Source organism: Faecalibacterium sp. IP-1-18 (genome assembly GCF_023347355.1).
Taxonomy (GTDB): domain Bacteria; phylum Bacillota; class Clostridia; order Oscillospirales; family Ruminococcaceae; genus Faecalibacterium; species Faecalibacterium prausnitzii.
The window spans coordinates 971,488-995,159 of the sequence record NZ_CP094472.1 but is presented as its reverse complement, the minus strand read 5'-3'; the positions used below and the strand labels follow the sequence as shown (position 1 = coordinate 995,159).

The window sequence follows — 23,672 nt, the reverse complement described above, 5'->3', positions numbered from 1 at the left end:
TTCTACGCCCCGTAAAGGAAAACAGGGCAGGAAACCTTACTTACGGGCGCACTCGCCGTCCAGACCCGCGGCGATGCGTACCCCGTGCTCCAAGCTGGGTAGAATGTACTCCAAGTTCTCCTGCACTGCCTTGGGGCTGCCCGGCAGGTTGACGATCAGGGTCTTGCCGCGCAGCACGCTGACGCCGCGGCTCAGCATCCCGCGCGGGGTGATGCTCAGGCTGTGATAGCGCATAGCTTCGGCAATGCCGGGGGCGTTGCGGTCGGCAACGGCGCAGGTGGCTTCCGGGGTGATGTCCCGGGGGGAGAAGCCGGTGCCGCCGGTGGTGAGCACAAGGTTCACCTGACGGCCGTCTGCCATGCGGATGAGCTGCGTTTTCAGCGCCTTGGCTTCGTCCGGCAGGATCATGGTCTCCTCCACCACATAGCCAGCGGCGGTGAGCATCTCTACAATCAGCGGGCCGCTTTTATCCTCCCGCTCACCACGGCTGCCTTTATCGGAAAGGGTGATGACGGCAGCGCGCAGGGGCGGGTTTTCCAGTGCGGGCAGCAGGGTCACCTCGTCCCCCACATGGATCTCGCCGCCGGTCAGTACCCGGGCGAACACGCCCTCGTGGGGCATGATGCACTCGCCGGTCTGCTGCTTGATGACGCAGTCGTTGTGGCATTCTTTGCCGATCTGGGTCATTTCCAGCACCACATCCCCGATAGCAAACCGGCTGGTCACCGGCAGATTGCGGAAATCGAAACCCTCAATGACCAGATTTTCGCCGAAGGCACCGTAGTCCACCCAGATCTTCTTGCGGAACGCCTCGATCTTTTCGGCGCTGAGCATACTGACCTGACGGTGCCAGCTGCCGCCGTGGGCGTCCTCCACGATGCCCCATTCCGGGGTCAAAACGGCGCTGGGCACCTCGGTTTTTACGGTGCCCCGCTTGGGGCTGGTGCAGATTGCCAGAAGCTTACCCATAGTTATTTATCCTCCAATGCGATACATCCCGCGGGTAGCGGGCATGGAACTGTCGTTAAAATGGTGTTCCCGGGGCTTTGCCCAGATGGTCTCCCGGATGGCGGCCAGCAGCTGCGCATCGTCCGCGCCGCTGCGCAGCAGGGCGCGCAGGTCGCACCCGGTCTCGCTGGCAAGGCAGGGGCGCAAAAAGCCCTGACTGGTCAGCCGCACCCGGTTGCAGGAAGCGCAGAATTTGCCGTGCACCGCTGCAATAAAGCCGATGCTGCCCTGCCAGCCCGGCACGGTGTAGTACACCGCCGGGCCGTCACCCAAGGCGTGCTCCTGCGCCGGGGAAAGGGGCGCAAGCTCCGGCCAGCGCCGGGCAAACCGCGCCCGCAGTTCCGGGCCGGAGATGCAGGGCATGGCAGCGCCGTAGCCGATGGGCATCATCTCAATGAACCGCACCTGCATGGCGTTGTCCTTTGCCAGAGCAGCGAGCTGTTCCAGCTCGCCCTCGTTGACGCCCGCCTGCGGCACGCAGTTCAGCTTGACGGGCAGGCCGCTTTCCAGCGCCGCCTGCAAGCCCGCCTGCACGGCGGCAAAATCGTCCCGGGCGGTGATCTGCCGGAACACCTCCGGGCGCAGAGTGTCCAGACTGATGTTCACACTGTCCAGCCCGGCGTCCAGCAGGGCGGGCAGCTGCTCTGCCAGCAGCACTGCGTTGGTGGTCAGGGTGACCCGGCGGATGCCCGGAGTCTCTTTAAGCCCTGCAACCAGCTGCGCCACGTTCTTGCGCACCAGCGGCTCGCCGCCGGTCACCCGCACGGTGTCGATGCCGCACCGGGCAAACAGCGCGGCCAAGCGCAGAAATTCCTCGTAGGTCAGCACGGCTTCCCGCTCCAGCTTTTCCACGCCGTCCGGCATACAGTAGCGGCAGCGCAGGTTGCACAGGTCGGTCACCGACAGGCGCAGATAATGGATCTCGCGCTGATAACGATCAAACATAGCCGCCCTCCGCCCGGATATAGTGGCCGCTCTTGCCGCCGGTCTTTTCCACCAGATGGATCTCGCCCAGCTCCATGCCCTTATCCACGGCCTTGCACATATCGTAGATGGTCAGCAGCGCGGTGGAAACGCCGGTCAGCGCTTCCATCTCCACGCCGGTCACGCCGCTGGTTTTTACGGTGCAAAGGGCTTCCACGGCCTGCCGCTCGGGCAGCAGACGGAACTCGATGCCTACCTTTGTCAGCGGCAGCGGATGGCACAGGGGGATCAGCTCGCTGGTGCGCTTGGTGGCCATAATGCCCGCAATGCGCGCCACGCCCAGCACATCACCCTTTTTCACAGTGCCGCTCTGCACTGCGGCAAAGGCTTCGGCGTTCATGGTAATAATGCCGTGGGCAATGGCTTCCCGGGTGGTGACGGGCTTTGCGCTCACGTCCACCATCACGGCGTTGCCGGCGGCATCAAAATGTGTCAGATTATTATCATTCATAAAGATCGTATCTTTCTTATTTTAAAATGAATCAAATTTGCAAACGTCCTCGCCCTCTCAGGCTCATTTCATTCGCCAGCTCCCCCAAAGTGGGAGCCCTTGGCAGTCCACGCAAACTTCATCTCTTTGCCAAGGCCTCTCCCTTTGGGAGAGGTGGCACGGCGTAAGCCGTGACGGAGAGGGCGAGCAAGCTGCCCTTAGCAGTGCCCAAAGCCGCAGTTCGGCCAGTGGCACACTTCGCAGTTCAGGCACAGGCCGCCCTCGCCCAGACGGGCGATATCCTCGGCGGTGATGGGGTCATCTGCCAGCAGGCGAGGCAGCAGCAGGTCAAAAATGGTGCGCTTGGCGTACATCACGCATCCGGGCAGACCGCACACCGGCACACCGTCCAGATAGCTGACAAGGAACATCGCGCCCGGCAGCACCGGTGCACCGTAGGTGATGATATCCGCCCCGGTGCTTTTGATGGCAAGCGGGGTGCGGTCGTCGGGGTCCACGCTCATGCCGCCGGTGGTAAAGATCAGCTCACACCCTGCGGCCTTGGCTTCCAGAATGGCGGCGGTGATCCCGGCGGGGTCGTCATCGCAGACCTTGTGGAAAACCATCTCACAGCCGTAGACAGCCAGCTTGCTTTGCAGGATGGGGGTAAATTTATCCTCGATGCGTCCCTTGAACACCTCGCTGCCGGTGGTGATGATGCCCACCTTCTTGGCCTGCATGGGCAGCACGTTCAGGATAGGCTCTGCCCCGGCAGCGGCCTGCATGGCGTCCATCTTCTCCTGCTCGATGACCAGCGGGATGATGCGGGTACCGGCCAGCTTCTGGCCCTTTTTCACCGGCAGGTCGCCGTGGATGGTGGCGATCATCATCTGCGGGGTGCTGTTCACAGCCATTAGCGCCCTGCGGTTGATTTTCAACAGGCCGTCGCAGTCCGCAATCAGCTCGATCTTGCCCTCTTTCGGCGCAGTGCCGTGGATATTTTTGCCCGCAGCGGCCTTGTACAGCAGGGCGGCTGCTTCGTCCTCGTGGAGGATGCCGGGGTGCTTTTCCCAGACGTAGAGGTTCTCCTTGCCGATGGAAAGCAGCACGGGGATGTCCTCGGGCTGGATGACGTGCCCCTTGCGGAAGCGGGCATCCTTGTACTCGCCCGGGATGATCTGGGTGATATCATGGCAGAGCACCTGCCCTGCGGCGTCAACAGTACGGATCAGTTTCATGATGGCATTCTCCTTACAGCGCGGGCATCTGGGCTTCGATCCAGTCTGCCAGTGCCGGAATATCGTTCAGGTCAAAATCTGCGCCGGGGATATCCCCCACCACCGCCAGCGGCTGGAAGGAGACGGGCGCATCCGAAATGGCGCTGCGCACCACCTCGATCTTCGGCCAGCCGCTGGACTTGAACCCTTCCAGCAGCACAAGGTCGTAGCCGTGACGCTCGAACAGGGCAAGCAGATCCTGCTCGGTCAGGCGAAATTCCTCGGTCAGCAGGTAGCGCGTGCCGGAGTAGACCGCCACGCCCTCGGCACCGGCTTCCCGCAGGCGGTAGCTGTCGGTGCCGGGCACGTCCGGAGTAAAATCGTGGCCGTCGTGCTTGATGACACCTACCTTCAGTCCACGGCTGCGCAGCACGGGCAGCAGCTTTTCCAGCAGGGTGGTCTTACCGCTGTTGTGCACCCCGCTGACCGCCAGCACCGCCGGGCGCTTGAGCGCCTGTGTTTCGGCCAGCGCCTGTTTTTGTTCACTGTACAAAGCAAAGCACCTCCACTTCCATACCGGGTTCTACCGGCCCGCTTCCGGCGGGGATCTCCACCAGACAGTTGCAGCCCATCATGGCGGACAGCGCACCGGAGGAGTGCACCTCGGTGCTGCCCGCGCCGGGCAGCGTTACCTTGCCGCCGCAGGCAGTCGCCCGCAGGTAGCGGTTGCCCTTGCTGGGTTTGGAAAAGCCGTTCGTCAGGGTGCAGACGGTGCGGGCGGGGATGCAGCTCTCCTCCCGGCGTCCGGCGGCGCGCAGCAGCGCAGGGATGGCGTACTGCTCCAGCGTGGCAGCGGCGGCAAAAGGGTTGCCGGACAGGCAGAACACCAGCTTACCGTTAAGTGTAGCCGCCAGCATGGGGCTGCCGGGTTTCTGGGCTACGCCCTCCACCAGCAGCTGTGCACCCAGCTTTTCCAGTACAAGGGGCAGATAGTCCTTCTGCCCCACCGAGACGCCGCCGCTGGTGATGACAGCATCGCAGCAAGTCAGCAGCTCCTGCATTTTGCCGGTGATGACCTCCGGGCTATCGGAGCACTGCTGCCGCTCCACGGTAAAGCCCAGCTGACGCAGTCGGGCGGCATTCTGGATGCCATTGGCATCGTAAATTTTACCGGGTGCCCACGGTGCGCCGGGTTCCAGCAGTTCGCTGCCGGTGGAAAGGATGCCCACGTTCAGCGGGCGGCAGACGGTTACCTCGGCGTAGCCCTGCCCGGCCAGCACACCCAGATGGGCGGGGGAGAGCACCGTCCCGGCGGGCGCGATGACCGCGCCTGCGGCCACATCCTCGCCCCGGAACACCACGTTTTGCAGGGGCTTTACGGCGGCATAAAGCTGCACGGTCTCTTCGCCGCTGTCGGTCAGTTCCTGCATCAGGACGCAGTCCGCACCCTCCGGCAGGGGTGCGCCGGTCATAATGCGGGCAGCGCACCCTGCGGGCAGCGCCGCAGCCGGGGCATCGCCCGCGTAAAGCTTCATCACCACCGGCAGGGTGACCGGGGTCTCCCGGCTTGCACCGGCGGTATCCGCGCTGTGCAGGGCGTAGCCGTCCAGCGGGCTGCGGTCAAAGGGGGGCTGATCCATCTTGGCACAGAGGTCACCGGCGGCAATGCGCCCGCAGGCGGCTTCCAGCGGGATAGTCTCCGGGGACGGAGAAGGCAGAAGCGCTGCCGCGTCCAGCACGCTGCGCAGCGCCTGAACGGGGGAGCAGAAAGGCTGATTCATGATAACTTCCTCCATAGACCCGCTCTCCCGGCCTGCTATGGCTCAGGCGGGGGAGCAGGGGTATTCTTTTTTCAAAAAAGGCAGGTGAAAAAGAAGCGGAGACGTCTTGACCGGAAAATCAAAACGCCTCCGCAGAATATCCCCACAAAACCGGCTGCGGCAGTTTGCAGTCTGCTACGCCGGTGGCAGCCTTTGGCTATGCGCCGCCCTTGCAGCGGCAGCACACAGCCAAAAAGCACCTGTGAAGATGGGAGGAGTTCTTTTTTTCAAATTGCAGCGTTTCTTCTGCGGGAAGGCGGTGGGGTTTCCCCCGCCACCCTTGAATGCCGGCTTATGCAGCCCTTAGCATTGCGGCGCGGTGTCAGTGCCTGTGTGGTTTAGACACCTTTGCTCAAAGAAGCTCTTATACCCTGATTCAATTGTAGTTTATGGTTTAATCGCAGAAATCGTCCACGTCGCTGATGGCCTTGGCGTAGCGGCGGGTGAGGTGCTTGGTGGAAAAGAGGAACCGCTCGTTCTGGTTGTTGGTCAGCTCCTCGATATCGGCATACTCCGGGTTCTCCTGCATGGCCTTCCAAGTCTGCTCGATGACCTCCGGCGCAAGGCCGTAGGGGGAGCGCTGGAAGTACTTGAGCGGAGTGGCGCTGGGGTAGATGCGGGCGTTGAACCGCACCATCTCGGCGAACATCACACACAGATCCTTGTCTTCGATGAGCTGCGCGATCATGGCGTAGTTATCGCTCATGTTGGCGTTGGAATAGTAGTAGGTGTCCTTTGCACCCGCGCGGGTGACGATATCGGTGCACTGGGGGTCTGCGGGCATCTGCGCCAGCAGCTCGTCGGCGTTTTCCACTTCCTCCAGCAGCAAAGCGTGGGGGGTAATCAGCGCAGCCGCAGAGCGGGCACGGATGTAACCAGCCAGCTCCTGTGCAGGGGTCAGCTCCGGCAGCTCCGGGGCGGTCTTGGTGGGCTGATCCGCAAAGGGATCGTTTTCCGCCTCCGGCTCACTTGCCAGAAAATCCAGCAGCTCCGGTTTTGCAGCATCGGGCTGCGCAGCCCCGGCGGCTTCGGGTGCGGCCTCGGCGGCCTGCTTTGCGGCAAGCTCGGCGGTCTCCCGCTCCACTGCGGCGATCACGTCCTCGCCAGTCTTGGCGGCGCTGCCGTCAAAGGTGCTGCCGGTCTCCTTCAGGCGGCGGGCAGTCTCGCTTGCGGCGTCGATGTCGAACACCTCTGCCTTGGGCTTTTTCTTGGCGGCCAGTTCTGCCTTTTGCAGCTCCAGAACGGCCTGTTCCGGGTCTACGCTGCCATCCACCGTGGTGGTGTAGCCGGGTTTACGTCTGCCAAACAACATGACGGTCTTTCCTCTTTCTATGGGATTTATCTGTTGGATTTATTCAGCTGCTGCGGTGTTCTGGGCGTAGATGCCGCGCTTTTCCAGATCGTCAGCCATGTCAGCCAGATCATACTTCTCCAGCGTCTCGCGGGTGGGCACACCGGTGGTGCGGTCCCAGCCGAAGATGTCGTAGAACAGATCCTTAGCCTTCTCCATGTCGGCACGATCCAGCTTGGTGGTGCCTTCCTCAAATGCCTTGAAGTCGGGGTCCTTATCGAACACCCAATCGCAGATGGCATCGTGCTCCTGACGCAGGTTTGCGCTGCCGCAGTTCTGCTGGAAGCTGATGGCGGTCATCGCGCGCAGCATCTGGGTGATGCGCGCGCCGTCCTCCTGCAGACCGGCCTGGGTATAGGTCTCGCCGGTAACAGCAGTCATAAAGTCTGCCTGCAGATCCAGATCGCCGTGGTAGTCGCGCTCCTTGGAGGGAGACTGGGTCATGGGCCACATCCAGTTGCACAGGGTAGCGGAGTCGTGGAAGTTCTTGTCGTTGACGCAGTAGGCAGCCAGCTTTGCCTTGTTCTCGTTGATGGGAGTGTAGGCCTTGGCCTTGTCGTAGCAGCCCTCGCCGAAGAAGTCCTCCATGACCTTCTTGGTCACCTCATAGGGAGCGCCGGAACCGGTCTCGCAGACGATCTCGTGGATCATGCAGTCGCGGTTATAGACGAGGTTGTACAGCATACCAACCTGCCATGCCTCAGCAGGGCCGTGGTGGTTGGGGAAGCCGTTGTAGATCAGGTTGGAGTTGGTAGCGCCATCGTCGCGGTCCAGCCAGCTCTTGGGCAGGCCGAACTTTTCCATCATGGCCAGCGTGCCCTTGGCGATAACGGACAGATCGCCCTCGCCGTAAGCCATGCGGCGGATCAGCTCGACCTCCCAGCGGGGATCGCCGGCCTTCTCCCACTCCCAGGGCAGAGAGTCGTACTCGGCCTCGCTGATGTACTTGGTGGCTTCCTCGCGGGGCATCCGCAGGATCCACAGCAGGTCGCGGTTCAGGTTGCCGTAGTTGTCCCACAGACCCATGTCGTCCACAGCATGAGACCATGCCAGATTGATGACCATGGTGCCATCGCCCTCGTACTTGAAGTCGTGCACGCCATCCGGGTAGACGCGGGTGCCGTACAGCACGGGCATACAGGTGTTGGAGTTGTGGGTGGGCAGATCGTAATCTGCCAGCGGATCTACGTCATACTCGGTGTAGCAGCGGATGGGGCAGGAGGAGCAGCCGCCGTTCTTCACGGTGTACTCGGCAGCGGGAGCGCCAAAATCGAAGTAGCCCTTGAAGCAGCGCAGAGCCACCTTGTTGATATCGTTGTAGGGCTGCTCGCCGGTATCCACGGGGCCGCCGGGAGCCTTTTTCCACATACGGCCGGGCGCGCCGGACCAGCGGTTCTTGCCGGAGGTGGCGCTGTACTCTGCCCAGCTCTGGGGCTGTGCGGGCACGTTGTGGTTGTTGTTGCCGCCGATCAGGTTGCCCATCATGTAGTTGGAGAGCTCCAGCACCTTCTTGGGGTCAGCGACCTTGACACTACCGGTGCCGCGGATGGCCAGACCCTTCAGCTTCTTGTTGCCCATGGCAGCGCCCAGACCGGCGCCGCCGGAGTTGCCGAAGCTGGTGTTCAGGGTGGAGTAGTCCACCAGATTCTCACCGGCAGGGCCGATGGAAGCAGTCTCGAACTCGCGGCCGTTCTGCTCTACCATCCACTTATTGGCAGCAAAGGTGCCCTTGCCCCAAATCTCGCTTGCGTCCTCCAGAGAGACATTGCCGTCCTCGATGCGCAGGTAGACGGGCTTTTCGGAGATGCCGCTGATCACGATGCCATCGTAACCGGCATACTTCAGCATGGAGCCGATGTGGCCGCCCATGTGTGCATCGATAATGGAGTGACCCTTGGACCAGGTAGAGCGGAAGGTCACGTTCATACGGCCGGAGCAGGGCACGCCTGCGCCGGTCAGGGGGCCGACACCAAAGATGACCAGAGCCTTCTCGTCATAGGGGTCCAGCTCCATGGGAGCTTCCTCATACATAATGCGGTAGGCCATGCCCATACCGCCGATATACTTATGGTACTTTTCGTCATCCTGCGTGGTGATCTCGCCGGTGGTCAGGTTGACGCGCAGGATCTTGCCTGCCCAGCCATAACTTTCAGCCATTGTAGTTCCTCCTTACAGATCCAAGTATGCAGCCTGTGCTGCGCTGGTAACGGCATCCCAATCCACGATGGACAGAGCGCCGGACGGGCAGCCTGCCACGCAGGCACCGCAGGCGATGCACTTGGAGGACTTGCCGGTCTCGGGGTTGACGGTGGGCATATGCCACGGGCAGGCATCATGGCAGGCACCGCAGCCGATGCACTTGTCGGTATCCACTACGCGGATGCCGCGGTCGTCGGTGGTGATGGCCTTCTGCGGGCAGGCGTTGCCGCAGGCGGGGTCCTCGCACTGGCGGCAGGTATCCGGGAAGTAGACAAAGCAGTTATCCGTGCCGGACAGCAGACCGTTGCCTGCGCCGTCCAGATTCAGACGGCGCTGGATCTTGACGCGGCTGATGTAAGAGGAGCACACGCCATCGTTGGTCAGGGTGCAGTTGATCTCGCAGCGCTGGCAGCCGGTGCACAGGTCTGCGTTGACCACCAGCAGGCCCTGCGGCAGTGCCCAAGTGGCCACTGCGCCGGAATCCACCTGCTGCTGAGAGCAGCCGAACAGGGACAGCATGGAAGCGGACAGGGTGAGCCCTGCAAGGCTCTTGCCCGAGATCTTCATGAATTGACGGCGAGTCATGTCAGCCGTCAGGAAATCAGTTTTTGCCATAGGTTCCATTCCTCCGTTGAGGTCACTCTGCGCAGAGTACCCCGGTCACATAGAAATACGAGTTGTTGACGATGGTCGTCACAGCCGAAGAGGTGATGGTCGCGCCGGAAAGGGCGTCCACCTCGGTCAGGTCTGCGCTGACGGCACCGGACGCATTGCCGGTGGTGGTCAGGCTGGCCTGCTCCAGACGCGCCTTGGACTGCTCCTCTGCCGAGAGATCCGCAAAGGGGATCGCCATCGGCTCGCCGTCCAGTGCGCTCTTGCTGAGCATGGCTGCGTACAGCTTGCGCCGTGCCACGGCCTCTGCGCTGGAATCCAGCGGCGGAGCCAGCTCATCGCCCAGTGCCTCGCCCTTCAACGCCGAGAAGGTAAGCCCCGCAGCATACATCTTGCGGGTAGCCTCGGCCTCGGGAGAGGTATCGAAGGTGCGCCACTGTGCGGGGTCAAAATCCCCGGCAGCAGCGGGCTGCTCCTCCGCCGCACCGGCAGCGGCATAGGCGGCACCGGTAACGGGGTCCGTTACGGTGTAGCTTTTGCCTGCCAGCGTGAAGGGAGCTGCGCCTTGATACTGGGACGTGAACTCCGGGTTAACGCACTGGCCGCCAAGGCTTTCCGTTTCATCCTGAGAGAGGATCTCTACTGCGGAAACATTGCCCTCGGCGTCAATGGTCACGGCAGCCTGCACATCGCTCTGGAAGCCCTTCTGAGAGCCCTCCACGCGGTAGCTGCCATCGTCGAGCTGGTACACTGCGCTGATGCCGTAGGCGGCTGCATCCGCCTCCGACACCGGCAGCAGGGTACCGGCAACTGTGGTGCGTGCGCTTTGCAAGGTGGTCAGACCGACCGCCAAGGCGATGGTCGCAACGCCCATGGCTGCATAGCCCGGCAGCCGCTTGCGCCACAGCGGTACGGGCGCAAACGGGTTGGTTGCCTGCTTCATGTTATCACCTGCCTGTTTTTTATTTTGCCGGGTAACCCCGGACAACAATTGAGGCCGCTCTGGCTGCTGCAACAGCGGAGCGGTCTCTTCGATAATATATTAACATGCGTGCGCGGAGTATGTCAACAGAAACAGACAGGCTTTTCCGTTTTGTAACTATTGTTTTTGTAATATTTGCTTAAACTTTAGGGATTTTGCGTCCGCACACCAGCTGCAGGCCGTATTCCGCAGCAAGTTCTGCGGATTGCACGGTGGGCATACTTTTGCTTACCAGCACCGGCACCCCGGCGCGGATGGCCTTGCGCACCATATCCAGCGGCACCCGGCCGCTGGTGTACAGCACGCATTCTGCCAGCGGCAGCCCTGCCAGCACCGCGCAGCCCACCGCCTTATCCAGCGCGTTGTGCCGCCCCAGATCCTCACAGGCAAAAACAATTTCCCCTTTGTGCAGCACAAAGCAGCTGTGCACCGCCCGGGTGGCGCGGTACAGCGGCAGTCCGGCGTGCATGGCGGCGGTCAGGCGCTCCACCCATTCCGGCTGCAAATCCAGCCCCGGCACAGAACGCAGGGGCAACAGCTCCACCGGACTGCCCAGCGCGATATTATCGGTGCAGCAGCTGGCAACCTCCTGCGCGGCGGCACGGCGAGTGGGCAGCGGGTGGCGCAGATATACCTGCACCTTTGCGCCCTCGGCACAGACGGCGATCTGCTCCACCTCGTCCGCAGACGCGATCCATCCTTCGGTGAGCAGCCGCCCCAAGGCCAGCTGCGGCAGCAGCGCCGGGGTGCATACCACCCGGAAGGCGGGCTGCTCGTTGACATAAATGGCGGCGGCGTGCTCTGCCGGTACGGTGGCTTCGGTGCCGTCCGGCAGACGCAGGCTGGCAAAGGCCGTCTGCGCGCCAAAGCGGTCGGTGATCTGCAAAGAGGGTGTACTGCGTTTTTTCATAAAGCTTCCTTGTATTATAAATGCAATGCTGTGTGTCAGACGGACAGTATCAACATACCGGTTCTGTGGCAAAAAGTCAAGAGTCCTCTTGCCGTAAAACGCAATGCCGGACAGCCTGCAGACTGTCCGGCATTGCGATCAAAACGTCAGGTTTAAAGGCCGTTCCTCTCAGACCGTGTTCTCAGAACACCGCCGGGACGATCCGCTGGGCATCCACATCCACGATACCGTAGGTGTTCAGCCGCAGCTTCGGGATGACCGGCAGGCTTACAAAAGCAAGGGTCATAAAAGCGTCGATGTCCTCCGAGATGCCGTGGGCTTTCAGTGCCGCCTTGAGCGCCTGCAGCTTTTCCTCCACGGATTCGGCGCTCTCGGTGCTCATAAGCCCTGCCACCGGCAGCGGCAGCTCCCCTACCACCTGTCCGTTCAGTGCAAAGGCAAGGCCGCCCTTATTTTTGCGCACCGTGTTGCCCGCCAGCACCATGTCGGCATCGTTGGTGCCCGCCACGATGAGGTTGTGGGAGTCGTGGGCAATGCTGGAAGCCACCGCGCCGCATTGCAGGCCGTAGTTGCCCAAAAAGCCCAAGCCCACATGGCCGGAACGGTGATGCCGCTCGAACACCGCCAGCTTGACGATTTTCTGCGCCACGTCCACGCCGGGCGCTGTGCCCGGATGCTGGCAGAACGGAACGATTTTTTCAGTGGTCAGCAGGGCGTGCGGGGTCAGACAGATCACTCGCTGCCGGGTGCCGGTCTGCTTCAGCTGCAATTGCTCCGGGGTGATCTCATCCATGTTGAAGGAATCGAACACCCGCGCAAAGCGTGCCTTGTCCACAGTAAGGGCGGCGGGGTGCAGCATTCTGCCCTGCTGCGCCACCAGTTTGCCCTTTTTATACACCTGCTCCACCGTGAACTGTTCCAGATCCGACAGCACGATCAAATCGGCGGTATAGCCCGGGGCTACCGCGCCGCTGTGCGCAAGACCGAAGTACTGACACGGGACAAGGGTGCCCATCCGCACTGCCACCACCGGGTCTACCCCGGCGGCAATGGCCTTGCGGATGATATAGTCGATATGCCCGCCCTGCAACAGGTCTCCGGGGTGCTTATCGTCGGTCACCAGCATACAGCGGCTGCAATAGGGCTCCCGGAACAGGGGCAGCAGGCTTTCCATGTTCTGGGCTGCGGTACCCTCCCGCACCATGATGTATTGCCCGCGCCGCAGCTTTTCCATGGCTTCATGGATGTCCGAGCACTCATGGTCGGACTGCACCCCGGCGGCGATATAGGCGTTCAGCTCCTCCCCGCTGAGGAAGGGGGCGTGCCCGTCGATGCGTTTACCCGCAGCGGTGCAGTCACAGATCTTTTGCAGGATCTTTTCGTCCGCGCGCACTGTGCCGTAGGAGTTCATCAGTTCAGCCAGCCCCAGTACCCGGGGCTGCTGATAGTAGGGGCGCAGCTGCTCCGCTTCCAGCACCGCGCCGGACTCGTCCAGCCCGGTGGCAGGCACGCAGGAGGGCAGCATGAAGTAGACCGAAAGCGCCAGATCTTTTGTAGTCTCCAGCATAAAGTCCAGCCCTGCCGTACCGGCTACATTGGAGATCTCGTGCGGGTCGGTGACCACCGCCGTGGTGCCGTGGGGCAGCACCGCCTGTTCAAAGGCCGGGCCGCAGAGCATGGAGCTTTCAATGTGGATGTGCCCATCCACAAGCCCCGGGCAGACATACTTGCCCTGCAAGTCCAGCTCGGTCTCGCCGGTATAGTGTCCCACGCCAAGGATGACCCCCTGACGGATGGCTACATCGGCCTGCTCAATCTCGTTTGTGAACACGTTGATGACCCGGGCATTTTTCAGCACCAGCTCTGCCCGCACGTCACCCTTTGCTGTCAGGATCTGCTGCTTCAAGGTTTCCATTTTCATAAGGGCCCCCTTGTCCTGTTAAAAAGCCTGCGTTCTGCTGCCGGAAAATCTGTTTTCTTTCATTTACATGGCGATCCAGCCAAAGGCGTTTGCCACCGAGCTTGCCAGAATGATGGCTGCAAAAATGGGGCACAGCCAGCGGATCATAAAATTGAACACCGGCTTGCGGCGGAAGCGCTGACCGTCCTGCTCCACCTCCTGCGCGATCTGCTCCACGCCGATGACGCGGGACACCAGCAGGCAGGTGGCAATGGCGGCAATAGGCATCATGACCGAGTTGGTCAAAAAGTCGAAGAAGTCCAAAAACTGCATCCCAAACACGGTCACCCCGGCCAGCGGGCCGTAGCCCAGCGCCGACAGGCTGCCCAGCGCCACCATGATGGCGCCGATGAGCACAGTGGAGCGGGTGCGGTCCCAGCCCAGCTCGTCCTCAAAGGTGGAGACAGCGCTCTCGGTCAGGGCGATGGAGCTGGTAATCGCTGCAAACAGCACCAGCACAAAGAACAGCACACCCACCGCGGTGCCCAGACCCATGCTGGCAAACACCTTGGGGATGGTGATGAACATCAGCGCAGGACCGGCCTGCAGGGTGTCCGGGTCGCCGCCGGAGAAGGCGAACACCGCCGGGATGATCATCAGGCCAGCCATGATGGCAATGGCGGTATCAAACACCTCCACGTTCTCGGTGGACTCCTCGATAGAGACATCCTTCTTCATATAGGAGCCGAAGGTGACCAGAATGCCCATGGCGATGGACAGAGAGTAGAACATCTGCCCCATGGCGGTGACCACGGTCATCCAGGAGAAGTTTTTGGGGTTGGGCACCAGAAAATACTTCACACCCGCCAGTGCACCGGGACGGGTGACAGAGTAGCCCGCAATGACCAGCGACAGCACCACCAGCACCGGCATCATCACCTTGGAGACGCGCTCTACGCCGTTGCGCACACCGGCAAAGATAATGCCCAGCGTGAACAGGCTGAACAGCAAAAAGGCCAGTTCGGCCTGCAAGCCGTTGGTGATAAAGGCGGAGAAGTAGCCGTCCACTGCCAGATTGCTGCCGCGGCCGCACAGATACTCGGCCAGATAGTGGATGACCCAGCCGCCGATGACCGAATAATACGGCACGATCAAAATGGGGATGATGGCGTTGATCCAACCACCGAACCGGATTCCCTTGCCCTTACCGAAGTGGGCGTAGGCGCTGACCGGGCTTTTGTGGGTCATACGGCCCAGCGCGGTCTCGGCCACGATCATGGTATAGCCAAAGGTGACTGCCAGCAGAATGTATACCAGCAGAAAAATGCCGCCGCCGTATTTGGCTGCCAGATACGGGAAGCGCCAGATGTTGCCCAGACCCACCGAAGCGCCTGCGGCAGACAGCACGAACCCGATCTTACCGGAGAATGCGCTGCGCTTGTGTTGTTGTTCCATGTTGTTGTTCCTCTTTTCCTATCTGCTATAAAAATTAAGCAGAACAAGTGTACCACAACTGCGTACAACTGGCAAGCAATAACACCCCGGTCAGCGCCTGACGGCGCTGACCGGGGTGTTTACCAGTTTCTTTTTATTTTTACAGCTTATGGTACTTGCGATCCTCTTCCTCGTAGACGGGGTCGCAGGTCAGGTACATTCCCAGACGGTTCAGGGTGCTGCTGTCCACGCTGGAAAGCAGAACGGTGGAGTGCACATCGCAGCCCTTGAGGTTGGGCAGCTGGTGCATGGCTGCTGCGGCAAGCTCGCTGGAAGCGGCAGAGCTGGACAGGGCGATCAGGATCTCGTCGGTATGCAGACGGGGGTTCTTGCCACCCAGATAGTTGGTCTTGAGGGTCTGGATGGGCTCGATGGCAGCGGCGCTGACCAGATCCGTCTCCTGCGGGATGCCCGCCAGATACTTGAGCGCGTTGATCAGGGCGCTTGCGGTAGCGCCCAGCAGCGGGCCGGTCTTGCCGGTGATGACAGTGCCGTCGCTCAGCTCAATGGCAGCAGCCGGTGCGCCGCCGGTGGCCTCGCTGCGGGCGTGTGCCTGCTTTTCCACCTCGCGTGCACCCATGGTCAGCCCAGCCTGATTCATCAGCAGCTCCAGCTTGTAGCGCTCGCTCTCCTTGGCGGTGCCGGTGATCTTCTGCTCGCACAGGCACTTGTAGTACCGGCGCACGATCTCCTTGCGGGAGGCCTCGCAGCAGACTGCGTCGTCCACGATGCAGTTGCCGGCCATGTTCACGCCCATGTCCGTGGGGGACTTATAGGGGCTCTGGCCTGCGATCAGCTCGAACATCGCGTTCACCACCGGGAAGATCTCGATGTCGCGGTTGTAGTTCACGGTGGTCACGCCGTAGGCTTCCAGATGGAAGGGGTCGATCATGTTCACATCGTTCAGGTCGGCGGTAGCAGCCTCGTAGGCCAGATTGACCGGGTGCTTCAGGGGAATGTTCCAGATGGGGAAGGTCTCGAACTTGGCGTAACCGGCCTTGACGCCCCGCTTATATTCATGATACAGCTGGGACAGGCAGACGGCCATCTTTCCGCTGCCGGGGCCGGGCGCAGTGATGACCACCAGCGGGCGCTCGGTCTCAATGTACTCGTTGCGGCCGTAGCCCTCGTCGCTGACAATGCGGGCCACATCGTTGGGGTAGCCGGGGATCTTGTAGTGGCGGAAGGTGCGGATGCCCAGACTGTTCAGCCGCTTTTCAAAGGCTTCCACCTCGGCGGCGGCGGTGTACTTGGTCACGCACACACTGCCCACATACAGCCCCATCTCCTGAAAAGCGTCGATGAGACGCAGCACGTCCAGATCGTAGGTGATGCCGTAGTCGCCGCGCACCTTGCTGCTGATGATGTCCTCGGCGCTGATGACGATGACGATCTCGGCCTGCTCCTTGAGCTGCAAAAGCATTTGCAGCTTGGAGTCCGGCTGAAAGCCGGGCAGCACGCGGGAGGCGTGGTAATCGTCGAACAGCTTGCCGCCGAATTCCAGATACAGCTTATTGTCAAACTTCTTGATGCGCTCGCGGATATGCTCGGACTGCATCGCAAGATATTTGTCGTTGTCAAATCCTATTTTCATCGTTCGTTTCCTCTCTGGTGGCCCGGCACACCATACCCGGGCTTTAAAATCACGAATATAAGTATACCACAGCCCGGGGTGGGGTGCAATGCAAAACAAAGCGCTGAACGCAATTCCGGCAGGATAGGCCGTTTTGGGCGGTATATTGTCCCGTTTTTTGTGAAAATGGTGCCTGCGCAAAACGCAAAGGGGACTGCCGCGGTGTGCGGCAGTCCCCTTTGCGTTTATGAAGAACTATCCGTATGGAGAAGAAAATGACTTGTTACTTTGCCTCGGCGGGCTGGGTCTTTTTGATAAGGCTCAGGATCACTGCACCCAGCACACTGCCCACAGCCAGCGCCACGCAGTACAGCGCAGCGTGATCCACCACCGGGAATACGAAGATGCCGCCGTGGGGTGCGCGCAGTGCGCAGCCGAAGGTCATGGAAAGCGCACCGGCGACTGCAGAGCCGACAACGCAGCTGGGCAGGACGCGCAGCGGGTCGGCTGCTGCGTAGGGGATAGCGCCCTCAGACACGAAGCACAGGCCCATGACGTAGTTCACAATGCCGTTGCGGCGCTCGTCCAACGTCCACTTGCGGGGGCAGAAGGTGGTGGACAGGGCAATGGCAATGGGAGGCACCATGCCGCCCACCATGACGGCGGCCATCACCTCGTAGTTACCGGAGGCAAGAGCTGCGGTGCCAAAGACGTAGGCTGCCTTGTTGACTGGGCCGCCCATATCCACGCTCATCATACCGGCCACGATGGCGCCCAGCAGCACCTTGGAGCTGCCGCCCAGTGCGTTCAGCCAGTCGGTCATGGCGGTGTTGATCATGCCCATGACCGGGTTCACGGCGCACATCATCGCACCTACGATAAGAATGCCGCCCAGCGGGTAGATGAGCATGGGGCGGATACCGTTCAGGCTGGCGGGCAGCTTTTCGGTGATCTTTTTAAGGAACTGCACGATGTAGCCCGCTGCAAAACCGGCCAGCAGCGCTGCAAGGAAGCCGCCGGAGATGCCGGTGGTGCTGCCTGCGGCAAGGTCGGTGAAGTTGGTGCCGTTCATAGCCAGCACGCCGCCGGCAAAGCCTACGGCCAAGCCCGGGCGGTCGGCGATGGACATGGCGATGAAGCCTGCCAGAATGGGCAGCATATAGCCGAAGGCTGCGCCGCCCACCGTCTTGAAGAAGGCGGCAACGGGGGTGTTCATGCCGAAGTTTGCGGGGTTGATGCTGTAATCATCCAGCAGGAAGGCCAGCGCGATCATGATGCCGCCGCCTACCACGAAGGGCAGCATATGGGAAACGCCGTTCATCAGGTTCTTGTACAGGCTGCGGCCAAAGCTGTCCTTACCGGCGGTGTCGTCCTCGGCTGCTGCGCCGCCCTCGGCGTGGAACACAGGCACCTCGCCGTGGGCAATCTTCTTGATGAGCTCCTCCGGCTTATGGATGCCGTCGTCCACGCGGGTGAACAGCACCGGTTTGCCGTCGAAGCGGGCAGTATCCACCTTTTTCTCCGCTGCTACGATAATACCGTCACAGGCGGCGATCTCGGCGCGGGTCAGGATATTCTTTGCGCCGTCCGAACCATTGGTCTCCACCTTGGTGGGCAGGCCCAGCTTGTCTCCGGCCTTGGTCAGTGCTTCTGCCGCCATGTAGGTATGGGCAATGCCGTTGACACAGGCGGTCACAGCCAGAATGCGGTAGCCGTCCTGCGGGATGGCCTGCTGGGTAAAACTCTCTGCACCGAACTGTGCTTCCTCCTGTGCGTCGATGCACTCCAAGAACTCCTTGGGGGTCTTGGCGGCTTTCAGCTTTTCCACAAAGTCCTCGTTCATCAGCATCTGCATCATGCGGGCCAGCATATCCACATGCAGGCTGCCGTTTTCCGGTGCGGCAATGGCAAACAGCAGGTCGGTGGTGCCGTCATCTTCGGCGTTGTACTGCACCGGGGTGCTCAGCCGCAGGGCGGCCAGACTGGGGCGGGTAACCACATTGGTCTTGGCGTGGGGCACAGTGATGCCGTTATCCACATAGGTAGAGCCCTCGGCCTCGCGGGCGTAGAGTGCCTTTTTGTAAGCCTCTTTGTCGGTGATGTTGCCATGGGTAGCCTGCAGCTCCACCAGACGGCTCAGGATCTCCTCCTGCGTCTGCAGCGCTTCGTCCAGCGCAATGGACTGTGCGGTAAATAACTCGGTAATGCGCATAAACGTTCCTCCTTTGTTCCTTTTATCCTATCAAAGCTGCGCCAGCAGCTCGTCGATCTTTTCCTTTGTGGCAAGCCCAAGGCTGAAAGCCGTTGCGCTGCCGCAGGCCGTGCCCAGACGCAGCGCCTGCGCGTAGCTGCGGCTTTGCAGATACCCGGCCACAAAACCGGCCACCATGCTGTCGCCTGCGCCCACGCTGTTGACCACCTTGCCCTTGGGGCAGCCGATGCGGTGCACCTGTCCCTGCTCGTCCAGCAGCAGCGCACCGTCCCCGGCCATGCTTACCAGCACGTTGCGCGCGCCCTTTTCCTGCAAAGTGCGGGCAGCTGCCACGATCTCTGCGTCAGTTGTCAGTACCTTGCCCACGATCTCGCCCAGCTCATGGTTGTTGGGCTTGATGAGGAAGGGGTGGTAGGGCAGCACGTTTACCAGAAGGTCGCGGGTGGCATCTACCACGGCGCGCACGCCCCTGCCCTGCAGCCGCGCCAGCAGCCGCTCGTAGACGCTCTGCGGCAGGCTTGCCGGGATGCTGCCTGCCAGAATAAGGATATCCCCCTCGGTCAGCTTGTCCAGCTGGGCTTCCAGCTGCTGCAACGCACTTTCCGGGATGGCAGGGCCTGCGCCGTTCAGCTCGGTCTCCTGCCCGGCCTTGATCTTGACGTTGATGCGGGTCATGCCGTTTTCCAGATGCACAAAGTCGGTCTTGAGCCCCTGTGCCGCCAGACCGCGCTCCAGCCATGCGCCAGTCTCCCCGGCCACAAAGCCCAGTGCCACGCTCTCGCAGCCCAGCTGCGCCAGCACGCCGGACACGTTGATGCCCTTGCCGCCCAGCACGCAATCCTCGCCTTGGGCGCGGTTCACTGCGCCCACCTCCAGCGGTGCGTCCAGACGCACAACGTAGTCGATGGCCGGGTTAAAGGTAACGGTGTAAATCATGCTTCTGCCTCCTTTACAAAGGTATACTGTTTATACTTCGGGTTCGGGCAGCGGTTGGTCAGGATGGCACCGCCGTGCAGGTCCGTGATGACCGCCGGGTAAATTTTAGCAAATTTGGCGTCATCCACAAGGAACCAGCTTTCCCGGGCGCGGCGGACGGCTGCAGCCTTTACGGCGGCTTCCTCGGGGTCCGGGGTGGTAAAGCCCGCTTCCAGCGCCACGCCGTTGGCACCCATGAACGCTTTGGTGAAGTTATACTGCTGGATGCTGCTGACCGCCGGAGCGCCCACGATGGCTTCGGTCTGGGGGCGCAGCAGCCCGCCGGGAAGATACACCCGACAACCCTTCTGCGCCAGCAGCCGGGCGTGCGCCACGCCGTTGGTCACATAGGTGGCCTTGAGCGCCGCACCCGTCAGCGCCCGCACCAGCTCCAGCGTGGTGGTGCCTGCATCAATGAATACAAAATCCTCGGCAGCAATGAGCGCTGCGGCGGCTGCGGCAATGCTGCGCTTTTCGGCTACCGCCAGCGTCTCCTTAGCCTCCATGGTAGGCTCGTCTGCCAGAAAGCGGCTGTCCGGCAGGGTAGCCCCTCCGTGCACCTTGGTCAGCCTGCCCTGCCGATCCAGCTCGGTCAGATCGCGCCGGATGGTGGATTCGCTGGTGTGCAGCGCTTCGCACAGCTGCTGCACCGTCACGGTGCGCTTTTCGTTCAGCTGTTCTAAGATCAGTGCAAAACGTTCCTCTGCCAGCATGGTGTCTTTCCCCTTCTTTCCTTCCCACGTCTGACCGGTTTTGCACGGTCTTGGCGTGTTTTGGTTGTCTGTAGCTTTATTATAGCAAAAAATCAGTCAAAATCAATCATTTTTAGTCGTTTTCGCTCACAAAAAATGTCCTCGATTTTTGTGCACGGTTGCTAACATCTAGGATACAAGAGTGTCTTTACGCCAAAAAAAGACCACCGCACTTGGGTATGCGGTGGTCTTTTCTGCGTTTATTTGACCGGTCGTGACCGGTTTTGGTGCTCAGGCTGGTTTCAATCAGGCGTCCGAACGGGAGTAGGCGTTCTTCATCTGGCTGCTCAGCTCAAACAGGACCTTGTCCAGCGTGTCGGCGGCCTTCTCCTGCAGCATGGCGGCAATGGCGGTGTTGGCTTCCTCCCGCAGGGCGGCGCGGCGGGCAGCGTCCGGCTCGGCGGCAAGCTTTGCATCGTACTGGTTTACCAGTGCGCGGCCGGCAGAGAGCACGGCTTCCTCGTAGCGCTCGAGGTGGAACAGGGACTTGTTATAGGAAGCATCTGCCATGGCGGCAATCAGGCGGCTGGTCCAGTAGAAGTTATCGGTGGACACAGTGCCGGTGGTGTTTGCCAGATACTCCGGGGTGCGCTCCACGTTGGCGTAGAAGGGCACCATGGTGTTGAAAGCGTTGGATGCATAGGCCACCCACTCCACTGCGCGGGACTCCTCCGGCTGGTCGGGGCGCATCTGCAGCAGCGCCATAAAGTCGTTGCGGTTGATGCCGATAGAACGGTACGCGCCCTTTGCGGACTTGTCGCCGTAGCTCAGGTAGGGGTCGTAGGGGGTGCCCTGATAGTGGCTGGACAGCATATACTTGATGTCCTCCGGGGTCACCTTGCGCTCCGGCACCATGCACCACGGCAGGTCATCGGACATGGGGGTGTAGTCAGCATCGGCACCCTCCCACACCCATGTGCGGGGGTTGAGGTAGCGCAGCATATACCATGCGCGGGGGGTGTTGTAAACGTGGTCGGCGTCATCGTGGCTGCCAAAGGCGTCCCGGGGGTTCAGTGCGCCGTCCAGCGAGAGGTCGAGGTGGTTCTTGGCAATAAACTCCCGCAGGTCGGCGGAGCAGAGGTAGTTTTCCTGTGCGCCGAAGGCATCTTCCAGATCAAAGGTGTCGATGCCCAGCTGGTTGGGCATGACCACATACACATCGTCCGGCACGCGGCGGGCGATCCAGTGGTGACCGCCGATGGTCTCCAGCCACCAGATCTCGTTTACGTCCTGAAAAGCGATGCCGTTCATCTCGTAAGTACCGTACTGCTCCAGCAGGCTGCCCAGACGCAGCACGCCCTCGCGGGCAGAGTGGATGTAGGGCAGCACCAGATAGACGATATCTTCCTCGCCGATGCCGCCGGGCACCTCGGGCTTTTCACCCTTGGCGGGCTGATACTCCACCAGCGGGTCTGCGCCCAGCACGCGGGGATTGGAGGTGATGGTCTCGGTGGCGGTCATGCCCACGTTAGCGGCGTTGACACCGGAAGCCGCCCAGATACCCTTACCCTCCACGGCGTTGGGCATGGCGGTAAACCGCAGTGCGCCCTCCGGCAGGGGGATCTCCACATGGGAGAGGACGCTGCGGTAGGTCTTGGGCAGATCCTCCGGGTGGATCACGGTAAATTTTTTAGCGGTGAAATGGCCGGAGCCGGAGTCATCGTTGCGGGCGATCATGGTAGAGCCATCGTACGATGCTGCCTTGCCGACCAGAATGGTAGTGCAAGCCATAGGTTTTCCCTCCATATTCTATAATGTGCTTCTATTGTAGAACTTTTGCAGCGGAATTGCAACCGGGACGAGCTGAAATCCTTATTGTACCCCCTCAGGCTCACTACGTTCGCCAGCTCCCCCAAGGGGACGCCTTTGCGCTATGCCGGAAACTTTCCCGCTACCGCCAAAAGCCGTCCCCTTGGGGAAGGTGGTTTGACGCGAAGCGGCAAGACGGAAGGGGTACATCGTTCCAAAACAAAAACCGCCGCGCTGCGTACCACGGCAGAGCGGCGGGAGATGGAATGCTTTTTTCAGGCTGTTACTGGGCTGTCCAGTAGAAGTCCTCGCCGGGCAGCGTACCGCCCACGGCGGCGGGGTCGGCATCGTAGAGCACCTGCAGGTAACCGGAGACGTCCGCCTTCAGTTCCTCGCCGGTCAGGCAGACGATGTTGCAGTTGGGCAGTGCCTTTTTGGCGATGGCGGCTTTTGCCACCACGCCCTGCTCCTCGCACAGAGCGGCGGTGCCGTCCAGATCGGTGTTGGCGGCGTTCACGCTTTGGGCATAGTCTGCCAGAAAGGCGGCTACCACATCCGGGTGCTCCTCTGCGTAGGCCTTGCGCACCACGGTCACACCGGTGATCAGCTGGGTGTCTGCCACCTTGTCCCACTCGGCGGTCAGGTCAAGGGCTATCCGCAGGGTGTCGTCCTTCAGCCCGGCGGCGGTCACATAGGGCTGGGGCAGCACGGCAATGGCGTCCTGCGTGCTGGCCATCTGGGCGGTCACCTCGGTGGCTTCGCTGTAATACTGGATGTCCACATCCTTGTCCGGGTCAAGGCCGTTGGAGGTAAGCAGATAGCGCAGCACATACTCCGGGGTAGTGCCCTTGCCGGTGGACAGGATGGTGCGGCCCTTGAGGTCTGCCATGCTGTGGACGGTGTCGCCCTGCTCCACCACATACAGAACGCCCAAGGTGTTCACTGCCACGGCCTGAATGCCGCCGTTGGTTTTCTGGTACAGGGTCGCTGCCAGATTGGCCGGGATAGCGGCCATGTCCAGCTCGCCCTTGATGAGCAGCGGCACGATCTCATCCGCAGCGCCGTAAAGCTGCAAATCGTAGTCCATGGCGGCAGTGCCGGCCTGCTCCATTGAGAGCAGGTTGACAAGACCCATGGTGGTGGGGCCCTTCAGCCCGGCGATGCGCAGCGGCTCTGTAGCAGACAGCGGCGCAGCAGTTTCTTCCTCAGAAGCAGCCGCAGAGGAAGCAGCTTCGGACACCGCCGTGCTGGAAACGGCAGAGCTTGCGCTGCCGCCGCAGGCTGCAAGGCTCAGTGCAAGGCTGAACGCCAGCAGTAAGGACAGGATCTTTTTCATGATATACTCCTTTTCACACCCGGCACACCCCGGTACGGGAAGCGGAAACCGGTCTTTTTTGAAAAATTTTGCAAAATCATTTGCTTTGCGCGTTCCAGTTTACTATAATAGGGGTAAAAATACCGTTGCGTGTGCAACGCAATTGCAGGAGGCTGCAGAGAACGTTGT

General features: G+C 61.2%; 19 protein-coding genes. All 19 read right to left on the bottom strand.

Translation table 11 applies throughout. The annotated features are described in order from the left end of the window. Positions 1–36: 36 nt before the first annotated feature. Positions 37–969 carry an MOSC domain-containing protein gene (locus MTP43_RS04825; protein WP_249235133.1) on the bottom strand — a complete coding sequence of 311 codons (933 nt, stop codon included), beginning with the start codon at positions 967–969 and terminating at the stop codon, positions 37–39. A gap of 6 nt (positions 970–975) precedes the next feature. After that, the gene (gene moaA / locus MTP43_RS04820) at positions 976–1,953 is read right to left on the bottom strand and encodes a GTP 3',8-cyclase MoaA (RefSeq protein WP_249235132.1); all 978 of its coding nucleotides are present in this window, start codon (positions 1,951–1,953) and stop codon (positions 976–978) included. After that, positions 1,946–2,443 (bottom strand): cyclic pyranopterin monophosphate synthase MoaC, encoded by a 498-nt coding sequence (moaC, locus tag MTP43_RS04815; protein WP_242915370.1) that lies wholly within the window; start codon positions 2,441–2,443, stop codon positions 1,946–1,948. The genes moaA and moaC overlap by 8 nt, the downstream gene beginning before the upstream one ends. 197 nt (positions 2,444–2,640) lie before the next feature. Beyond that, positions 2,641–3,660, bottom strand: coding sequence for a molybdopterin-binding protein (locus tag MTP43_RS04810; protein ID WP_249235131.1), 1,020 nt, complete (start codon positions 3,658–3,660; stop codon positions 2,641–2,643). Positions 3,661–3,673: 13 nt separating this feature from the next. Then, the gene (gene mobB / locus MTP43_RS04805; protein ID WP_112090634.1) at positions 3,674–4,192 is read right to left on the bottom strand and encodes a molybdopterin-guanine dinucleotide biosynthesis protein B; all 519 of its coding nucleotides are present in this window, start codon (positions 4,190–4,192) and stop codon (positions 3,674–3,676) included. Beyond that, entirely contained in the window at positions 4,182–5,435 is a 1,254-nt protein-coding gene (locus tag MTP43_RS04800) for a molybdopterin molybdotransferase MoeA (RefSeq protein WP_249235130.1), read from the bottom strand. Before MTP43_RS04800 ends, mobB begins: the two co-directional genes overlap by 11 nt. 418 nt (positions 5,436–5,853) lie before the next feature. Next, complete coding sequence (locus MTP43_RS04795) at positions 5,854–6,771, bottom strand: hypothetical protein (RefSeq protein WP_249235129.1); 918 nt, start codon at positions 6,769–6,771, stop codon at positions 5,854–5,856. A gap of 39 nt (positions 6,772–6,810) precedes the next feature. Then, positions 6,811–8,967 (bottom strand): aldehyde ferredoxin oxidoreductase N-terminal domain-containing protein, encoded by a 2,157-nt coding sequence (locus tag MTP43_RS04790; protein ID WP_249235128.1) that lies wholly within the window; start codon positions 8,965–8,967, stop codon positions 6,811–6,813. Positions 8,968–8,979: 12 nt separating this feature from the next. Continuing rightward, positions 8,980–9,624, bottom strand: coding sequence for a ferredoxin-like protein (locus MTP43_RS04785; protein WP_055186098.1), 645 nt, complete (start codon positions 9,622–9,624; stop codon positions 8,980–8,982). A 22-nt stretch (positions 9,625–9,646) separates the two neighbouring features. Next, positions 9,647–10,564, bottom strand: coding sequence for an FMN-binding protein (locus tag MTP43_RS04780; protein WP_097782442.1), 918 nt, complete (start codon positions 10,562–10,564; stop codon positions 9,647–9,649). A gap of 178 nt (positions 10,565–10,742) precedes the next feature. Beyond that, entirely contained in the window at positions 10,743–11,513 is a 771-nt protein-coding gene (locus MTP43_RS04775; protein ID WP_113621332.1) for a formate dehydrogenase accessory sulfurtransferase FdhD, read from the bottom strand. Between the two features lie 181 nt (positions 11,514–11,694). Beyond that, positions 11,695–13,434, bottom strand: a complete 1,740-nt coding sequence (gene ade, locus MTP43_RS04770) for an adenine deaminase (RefSeq protein ID WP_097782444.1) — start codon at positions 13,432–13,434, stop codon at positions 11,695–11,697. 63 nt (positions 13,435–13,497) lie between these two features. Further along, on the bottom strand, positions 13,498–14,868 hold the full coding sequence (locus MTP43_RS04765) for a sodium-dependent transporter (protein ID WP_097784931.1): 1,371 nt from the start codon (positions 14,866–14,868) through the stop codon (positions 13,498–13,500). Positions 14,869–15,007: 139 nt separating this feature from the next. Further along, positions 15,008–16,501, bottom strand: a complete 1,494-nt coding sequence (locus tag MTP43_RS04760; protein WP_005924974.1) for a DUF1846 domain-containing protein — start codon at positions 16,499–16,501, stop codon at positions 15,008–15,010. 262 nt (positions 16,502–16,763) lie between these two features. Then, positions 16,764–18,692: a PTS fructose transporter subunit IIABC gene (locus MTP43_RS04755; protein WP_249235127.1), complete on the bottom strand. Its 1,929-nt coding sequence runs from the start codon at positions 18,690–18,692 to the stop codon at positions 16,764–16,766. A 30-nt stretch (positions 18,693–18,722) separates the two neighbouring features. Then, positions 18,723–19,628, bottom strand: coding sequence for a 1-phosphofructokinase (pfkB, locus tag MTP43_RS04750; RefSeq protein WP_249235126.1), 906 nt, complete (start codon positions 19,626–19,628; stop codon positions 18,723–18,725). Continuing rightward, a complete protein-coding gene (locus tag MTP43_RS04745; RefSeq protein WP_249235125.1) occupies positions 19,625–20,380 on the bottom strand; it encodes a DeoR/GlpR family DNA-binding transcription regulator in 756 nt (251 codons plus the stop codon). The genes pfkB and MTP43_RS04745 overlap by 4 nt, the downstream gene beginning before the upstream one ends. A 285-nt stretch (positions 20,381–20,665) precedes the next feature. Then, the gene (locus tag MTP43_RS04740) at positions 20,666–22,150 is read right to left on the bottom strand and encodes a C69 family dipeptidase (RefSeq protein ID WP_249235124.1); all 1,485 of its coding nucleotides are present in this window, start codon (positions 22,148–22,150) and stop codon (positions 20,666–20,668) included. 301 nt (positions 22,151–22,451) lie between these two features. After that, positions 22,452–23,504, bottom strand: a complete 1,053-nt coding sequence (locus tag MTP43_RS04735) for an ABC transporter substrate-binding protein (protein ID WP_249235123.1) — start codon at positions 23,502–23,504, stop codon at positions 22,452–22,454. Positions 23,505–23,672: the final 168 nt, after the last annotated feature.

Excerpts from the sequence above, each read along its gene's own strand:
- MTP43_RS04740 (WP_249235124.1), bottom strand. The coding sequence starts at position 22,150 with ATGGCTTGCACTACCATTCTGGTCGGCAAGGCAGCATCGTACGATGGC.
- MTP43_RS04735 (WP_249235123.1), bottom strand. The coding sequence starts at position 23,504 with ATGAAAAAGATCCTGTCCTTACTGCTGGCGTTCAGCCTTGCACTGAGC.
- MTP43_RS04795 (WP_249235129.1), bottom strand. The coding sequence starts at position 6,771 with ATGTTGTTTGGCAGACGTAAACCCGGCTACACCACCACGGTGGATGGC.
- MTP43_RS04790 (WP_249235128.1), bottom strand. The coding sequence starts at position 8,967 with ATGGCTGAAAGTTATGGCTGGGCAGGCAAGATCCTGCGCGTCAACCTG.
- MTP43_RS04775 (WP_113621332.1), bottom strand. The coding sequence starts at position 11,513 with ATGAAAAAACGCAGTACACCCTCTTTGCAGATCACCGACCGCTTTGGC.
- MTP43_RS04825 (WP_249235133.1), bottom strand. The coding sequence starts at position 969 with ATGGGTAAGCTTCTGGCAATCTGCACCAGCCCCAAGCGGGGCACCGTA.
- MTP43_RS04810 (WP_249235131.1), bottom strand. The coding sequence starts at position 3,660 with ATGAAACTGATCCGTACTGTTGACGCCGCAGGGCAGGTGCTCTGCCAT.
- moaC (WP_242915370.1), bottom strand. The coding sequence starts at position 2,443 with ATGAATGATAATAATCTGACACATTTTGATGCCGCCGGCAACGCCGTG.
- MTP43_RS04780 (WP_097782442.1), bottom strand. The coding sequence starts at position 10,564 with ATGAAGCAGGCAACCAACCCGTTTGCGCCCGTACCGCTGTGGCGCAAG.
- MTP43_RS04755 (WP_249235127.1), bottom strand. The coding sequence starts at position 18,692 with ATGCGCATTACCGAGTTATTTACCGCACAGTCCATTGCGCTGGACGAA.
- pfkB (WP_249235126.1), bottom strand. The coding sequence starts at position 19,628 with ATGATTTACACCGTTACCTTTAACCCGGCCATCGACTACGTTGTGCGT.
- MTP43_RS04745 (WP_249235125.1), bottom strand. The coding sequence starts at position 20,380 with ATGCTGGCAGAGGAACGTTTTGCACTGATCTTAGAACAGCTGAACGAA.
- ade (WP_097782444.1), bottom strand. The coding sequence starts at position 13,434 with ATGAAAATGGAAACCTTGAAGCAGCAGATCCTGACAGCAAAGGGTGAC.
- MTP43_RS04765 (WP_097784931.1), bottom strand. The coding sequence starts at position 14,868 with ATGGAACAACAACACAAGCGCAGCGCATTCTCCGGTAAGATCGGGTTC.
- moaA (WP_249235132.1), bottom strand. The coding sequence starts at position 1,953 with ATGTTTGATCGTTATCAGCGCGAGATCCATTATCTGCGCCTGTCGGTG.
- MTP43_RS04800 (WP_249235130.1), bottom strand. The coding sequence starts at position 5,435 with ATGGAGGAAGTTATCATGAATCAGCCTTTCTGCTCCCCCGTTCAGGCG.
- MTP43_RS04785 (WP_055186098.1), bottom strand. The coding sequence starts at position 9,624 with ATGGCAAAAACTGATTTCCTGACGGCTGACATGACTCGCCGTCAATTC.
- MTP43_RS04760 (WP_005924974.1), bottom strand. The coding sequence starts at position 16,501 with ATGAAAATAGGATTTGACAACGACAAATATCTTGCGATGCAGTCCGAG.